The organism is Arthrobacter sp. Bi26 (assembly GCF_918697925.1).
Classification (GTDB): domain Bacteria; phylum Actinomycetota; class Actinomycetes; order Actinomycetales; family Micrococcaceae; genus Arthrobacter.
This window is the reverse complement of record NZ_CAKKMF010000162.1, coordinates 1-5087: the sequence shown is the minus strand read 5'-3', so window position 1 is coordinate 5087 and position 5087 is coordinate 1. Positions and strand designations below refer to the sequence as shown.

Here is a 5087-nt window from a genome sequence, read left to right as displayed (position 1 = left end):
CCTCAACGCCTGCCACGCCCGGCATCCTCACCGCTACCGAAACAAACCCACCGCACCACCCGCCCCGGCCCACGCCGGCATCAACCACAAAACCAACCAGCTGTCACAAACAGCTTGATTCATTCCGAAAGTACGGCGAGCCGGGACGCTTCCGGCGACTTCGACGGCGGCAGTCTAGCCCGGCGTAACAGCACCCGCCACGGCCGGCCGCCCGGAAGGCCGCGGCACCCGCACGAACCGCCTGGCGCGCCGGCGGATGACGTACTCGGCCACCACAACGTTGATCACCCAAGCCGACCCCAGGAGCACTGCCCGTGTCGGCTCGTCGGGCGGGCCCACCAGCAGGATCCACGGCAGGCCCGTCAGCGCCTGCGTTCCGGCGGCGACGCCGATCGCGTAGCCCCGGGTCATCCACGCGCCGTGCCGCACGAAGTCCCGGCGCACAACCGCGGCGATTCCGAGGGCGATGCTCGCCGCCATGGCCGAGCCGAAGACGATTCGCAGGACGAAAAGTGCGGGCCCGTCGCCGGGCGGCAGCGGATAAAAGAGGGTCATCCACAAACCGGACAGGGCGGCCAGCAGGCCCGCGGGTGCCAGGACGCGGCCGGCCACCCGGTGCCAGCCGCGGCGGCCCCGCAGTGCGGGGAGGAACTGGAACGCCCCGAGCAGGCTGTAGGTGGTGACGCTGAGAATGTGCGTCACCACGGGCACGGGCGAGGCGAAGAACCTGGCGTTCTGGGCCGTGACGACGGCTCCGCCCGTCAGTTCCGTCAGCCGCGCCGCACCCGCGATCACCGGAATGAGGCTGAGAAGGATCAATCCGGCAGGCACGGGCCACTGGGGGCGGCGGCGGACGCGGGGAACGGGGGCGCTGCTGGCATGTGTTGTCACGGCGTAGTCCTTGGCTGGGATGGCTGGCGGCGGTAGTACGTGAGCGGGGTGTACGGCGTACACCTGATGCGGCCACGCTAGGTGTACGCCGTACACTTGTCAACAGGGAACCGTTAGGGAAAGGTGGCCGGATGACCCAGCAAGCGGAGCGCACGCGCCGGATACCGTTGAGCCGTGACCGCGTCCTGGCTGCCGCCGTCGCGCTGGCCGATGAGGTAGGGATCGAGGCGCTGAGCATGCGCCGGCTGGCGCAGGAACTCGGCGTCGTGCCGATGGCGCTCTACAAGCACGTGGCCAACAAGGAGGAACTCCTCGATGGCATGGTGGACGCCCTCGTCAGCGAGATCGATCCTCCCGTCCGCGATGCCGGCTGGAAGGACGCCGTGCGCCTGCGGGTGCTCTCGGCGCGGCGGGCACTCCTGATGCACCCGTGGGGCCGGCAGGTCCTGGAGTCGCGCACCAACAAGACGCCGGCGGTGCTTGGCTACATGGACTCGTTCATCGGCATGTTCCTGGCGGGAGGCTTCTCCGTGGACCTGACCCATCACGTCATGCATGCCCTCGGCAGCCGCATGTGGGGGTTCACCCAGGAGCTGTTCGACGACTCCGCCGCCGGAAGCGCGGAGGCGCCGCCCGCCGTACCGCCGGAGGCGCAGGCCGCCATGTTCCGGGAGATGGCCGAGCGTTATCCGAACATCCTGAAGGTCGCCACAGCCTCCGCGCACACGGACTCCGCGGTGGGACAGGGATGCGATGACCAGTTCGAGTTCGAGTTCGCCCTCGACCTGCTCCTGGACGGCTTTGAGCGGCTCCACCGGCAGCGCTGGACGTCCGCTTCAGCAAGGACGTCGACGCCGGAATAGGCGTCGACGCCGGCACCGCCCTAGCTGCCGCCTACTCCTCCAGGAACCGCAGCAGGTAGGGGACAGCGGTCCGCATCGCCCGCAGGTCCCCGCCGCTCGCGGCCAGCTCGCCAAGATAATCGCCGTGGCTGCCGGGCACGATCATGAGGCGTGCCCCCGGAATGATGCGGGCCATGCGCACGGAATGCTCTGCGCTGATGACGTCGCGGTCGGCGCTCAGCACCAGGGTGCGGGCCGTGATGCGCTGCAGGTCAGCGTCCGGCCAGCCGACGAAAGTCAGGATCCGCTGGCGGTCCAGCTCGAACATCCGCTCAAGGTGTCCGGGCTCCGGATTGAGCCGGCGGTCCGCGTCCTTGTATACCTCCGGCATCTCATCGAGGGTGGCCTTCGCCATGCCGTCCCAGAACTCGTCGCTGACGGCGTCCCGGCTAACGAAGGTGGAGGCGGCAATCAGGCACCGCACAGAGGCCGGATGCCGCATGGCCAGCGCCAGCGCGGTGTGGCCTCCGGCGCTGAAGCCGAGCACGTCCACGGTGTCGACGTTGAGTTCGTCCATCACGGCTTTGACGTCGTCGGCCGAGTTTTCGGCGGTGAGCGGCCGGCCGGTCGCCGCGGTCCGCCCGTGGCCTTCCTCATCGACGGCGATCACCTGCAGGCTTTCGGCCAGCAGCGCCGGGATGAGGCCGGCGAAGTTGGTCTCGATGCTCGAGCCTCCACCGGGAATCAGCAGCAGCGGGGGCTCTCCGGCACGCGGGTGGCCGTGGACCTCGTAGTACATGCGGAGGTCGCCGTTCGCCGCGTAACCGTGCGTGAATGCCACAGGGCATATTACCGCCGCACGTACCGGGCTGAACAGGGGCTTGGCGAACGACGGCGGGAGATTCCCGCCGTCGTCCGCTTGCGTTGCAGGTCAGGCGTTGACGGACTCGGCAAGGATCGCGTCGACCTGGCCCAGGGCCTCCCCCATGCCCTCTTCCATGCCCATGGCAACAATCTTCTCCATCTGCTCCTCCGCCTCGAACGTGGACAGGATGGTCATTCGGGTGCGGTCGCCGATTGGCTCCAGCGTCACAACACCGTGGATGGTCCCCATGTCCGCCACGGGGTCGCCGTTGTCGTCCGCGAAACCGTCGTCGAACTCCAGGCGGTGCGGGGCCTCGATCGTCACGAACCGCCACCAGCCGCGGGCCTTCTCCCCCTCGGGTCCCGTCATGAAGTAGCTGGCTGCACCGCCCGGGACAAACTCGTGCTTCTCGAAGGTTGCCGGCCATGTGGGAGGCCCCCACCAGCGCTCGAGCAGGCGCGGGTCTTCCCAGATTTGCCAGACGCGCCCAACTCCGGCGTCGAACTCGGCGACTATGGTGAGGCTCAGCGCCTCAAGATTCTTGACTGAACTGATAACCGTCATGACGAACCTTTCCTATCCTTCAGTTTTTCCTTCAGTTTTGTTGCTTTGCGTGTTCCTGGTTTGCCTGGTGCCTGTCTGTGTCCTGCCAGGTTCTGCTGTGGCTGTTTCGGCGAGAAGGTCTGCGATCCGGTCGGCGCGCTGCCGCCAGATGACCTCATACTCGTCCAGCAGGCGGCGGGCCCGCTGCAGTCCGTCGTGGTTGGCCCGCACAATCTGCTCCCTTCCCCGCTTCTCCTTGGAGACAAGGGAAGCGCGTTCCAGCACCGCCACGTGTTTCTGGACGGCTGCGAAACTCATGGCGTAGAGGGCAGCGAGCCCGGAGACCGAGTACGCGCCCATTGTCACGCGCCGCACGATGTCCCGGCGGGTCGTATCGGCGAACGCTTGGAACAGGCGGTCAAGTTCTTCGTCGCTGAACTGGGCCTGGAGCTGATCTACAACCATTTGGTTGTAGAATAGTCGGGACGCTCGGGCGTGTCAATGGGCGGCGGAACTGTCCCGAATGGCCCTGACGCTGCGCGGCATTGAGCCGATGTGCCGGCTGTGCGGCGAGCGTAGAGTGAGCCCATGAAGCGTGTGGTGATCGACCGCTTCGGCGGACCCGAGGTCCTAAAGGTAATGGAGGTCGACGATCCCCGGCCAGGTCCGGGCGAAGTCCGCGTCAAAGTCCTGGCATCGGGTGTCTCGTTCACCGACACCCAGCTGCGGGCCGGCACGTATCTCGGCGGGCCGAAGCCGCCGTTCACGCCCGGCTACGAGCTCGTCGGCATCGTTGATGAGCTCGGGCCCGGCTGCTCGCGGGTACAAGTAGGAGACCGAATCGGCGCGCTGACGGTGTGGGGAGCCAACGCCGAGCGCGTCTGCGTGCCGGAGGTGTACGCCGTCGCGGTGCCCGAGGACCTCGACCCGGCCGAGGTGGTGAGCCTCGTCTTCCCCTATATGACCGCATACCAGCTGCTTCACCGCACGGCCAAGGCGAAGTCCGGGGAGAGCGTTCTGGTTCACGGCGCGGCCGGCAGGGTAGGCACCGCGGCCCTCGAGCTCGGAGCGCTGGCAGGCCTTCGTCTCTACGGGACCGCTTCCGGCCCGGACTGTGAGGCGGTGGAGCGGCTGGGCGCGGTGGCGATCGACTATCACAACGAGGACTTCCTGGCCCGGGTGCGCGGGCTCACCGGCGACGGCGTGGACGTTGCCCTCGACGGGCTCGGCGGACCGTTGTCGCTGCGCTCCTTCCGCGCACTGCGGCCCGGCGGACGGCTGGTCGTGTTCGGCCGCTACGCCACCATCACGCGGGGGCGCAAGAACTGGCCCGGGGTGATCGCCTGGTATGCGGCAACCGGGAGCGTCGCGGTCTGGGGCGTGCTCTCACCCCGCCGAAAGGTGCTGTCCTACCGCATTCAGAAGTTGCGCATCCACCACCAGGACTGGTTCCAGGCGGACTTCCTCGCGCTGCTCGAGATGCTCCGCCGCGGCGAGATTCACCCGGTGGTGGCCGAGCGTCTGCCGCTTTCCGAGGTTCGTCGCGCCCATGAACTGCTGGGGAGCACCGCGGCGAAAGGGAAGATCGTGCTCGTGCCCTAAGCCGGCATGGCCGCCGCCGCGGCACTACGCGCACGGCCTACGGCCGAGCTCGCCGGACCCACGGCCGACCGTCGAGTTCGCTGGAAACCCGCGAGCTCGCCGGAAGGTCCCTGTGTGTCAGGCTGTTGTGTGACAGGTTTTCTGTTGCTGGAGCCGGTGCTCAGAGCGGGGGAAGGTCCAGGCCAAGCTGGCGCGGTCCGAGGCTGCCGTGGACATTCTGGGAAAAGCTTCCGCGCTCTTGGACGCGATGGCCAAGAGCGCGGCGGCGACGGATCCAAAAGTGGAGGAGCCGGAGCCGGGCCGGCCGGAGTGGCTGACGCCAAAACCTGGAAAGACATCGCCCT

At 67.8% G+C, this 5087-nt stretch carries 7 protein-coding genes; 2 read left to right on the top strand and 5 right to left on the bottom strand.

What is annotated here, in order from left to right; genetic code table 11:
- Window positions 1–174: 174 nt before the first annotated feature.
- A complete protein-coding gene (locus LQV16_RS22795) occupies window positions 175–891 on the bottom strand; it encodes a DUF2306 domain-containing protein (protein ID WP_229996117.1) in 717 nt (238 codons plus the stop codon).
- A 131-nt stretch (window positions 892–1022) separates the two neighbouring features.
- Between LQV16_RS22795 and LQV16_RS22790 the strand changes: the two genes are divergently transcribed.
- Window positions 1023–1754 (top strand): TetR/AcrR family transcriptional regulator C-terminal domain-containing protein, encoded by a 732-nt coding sequence (locus LQV16_RS22790; protein WP_229996116.1) that lies wholly within the window; start codon window positions 1023–1025, stop codon window positions 1752–1754.
- Between the two features lie 31 nt (window positions 1755–1785).
- Here LQV16_RS22790 and LQV16_RS22785 read toward each other — a convergent pair whose 3' ends face one another.
- From LQV16_RS22785 to LQV16_RS22775, 3 genes are all read right to left on the bottom strand, one after another.
- The gene (locus tag LQV16_RS22785; RefSeq protein WP_229996115.1) at window positions 1786–2574 is read right to left on the bottom strand and encodes an alpha/beta fold hydrolase; all 789 of its coding nucleotides are present in this window, start codon (window positions 2572–2574) and stop codon (window positions 1786–1788) included.
- A 90-nt stretch (window positions 2575–2664) separates the two neighbouring features.
- Window positions 2665–3162: an SRPBCC domain-containing protein gene (locus LQV16_RS22780; protein ID WP_229996114.1), complete on the bottom strand. Its 498-nt coding sequence runs from the start codon at window positions 3160–3162 to the stop codon at window positions 2665–2667.
- A 12-nt stretch (window positions 3163–3174) separates the two neighbouring features.
- Window positions 3175–3606 (bottom strand): metalloregulator ArsR/SmtB family transcription factor, encoded by a 432-nt coding sequence (locus LQV16_RS22775; RefSeq protein ID WP_229996113.1) that lies wholly within the window; start codon window positions 3604–3606, stop codon window positions 3175–3177.
- 123 nt (window positions 3607–3729) lie between these two features.
- On the opposite strand from LQV16_RS22775, the gene LQV16_RS22770 reads away from it, so the two are divergent.
- The gene (locus LQV16_RS22770; protein ID WP_229996112.1) at window positions 3730–4743 is read left to right on the top strand and encodes a medium chain dehydrogenase/reductase family protein; all 1014 of its coding nucleotides are present in this window, start codon (window positions 3730–3732) and stop codon (window positions 4741–4743) included.
- A 117-nt stretch (window positions 4744–4860) separates the two neighbouring features.
- Here LQV16_RS22770 and LQV16_RS22765 read toward each other — a convergent pair.
- On the bottom strand, window positions 4861–5087 hold a 227-nt coding region (locus LQV16_RS22765), incomplete at its 5' end, for a hypothetical protein (protein WP_229996111.1).

What these genes read in the sequence shown, in the direction of transcription:
- LQV16_RS22790 (WP_229996116.1), top strand. Translation starts at nt 1,023, where the DNA reads ATGACCCAGCAAGCGGAGCGCACGCGCCGGATACCGTTGAGCCGTGAC.
- LQV16_RS22780 (WP_229996114.1), bottom strand. Translation starts at nt 3,162, where the DNA reads ATGACGGTTATCAGTTCAGTCAAGAATCTTGAGGCGCTGAGCCTCACC.
- LQV16_RS22775 (WP_229996113.1), bottom strand. Translation starts at nt 3,606, where the DNA reads ATGGTTGTAGATCAGCTCCAGGCCCAGTTCAGCGACGAAGAACTTGAC.
- LQV16_RS22770 (WP_229996112.1), top strand. Translation starts at nt 3,730, where the DNA reads ATGAAGCGTGTGGTGATCGACCGCTTCGGCGGACCCGAGGTCCTAAAG.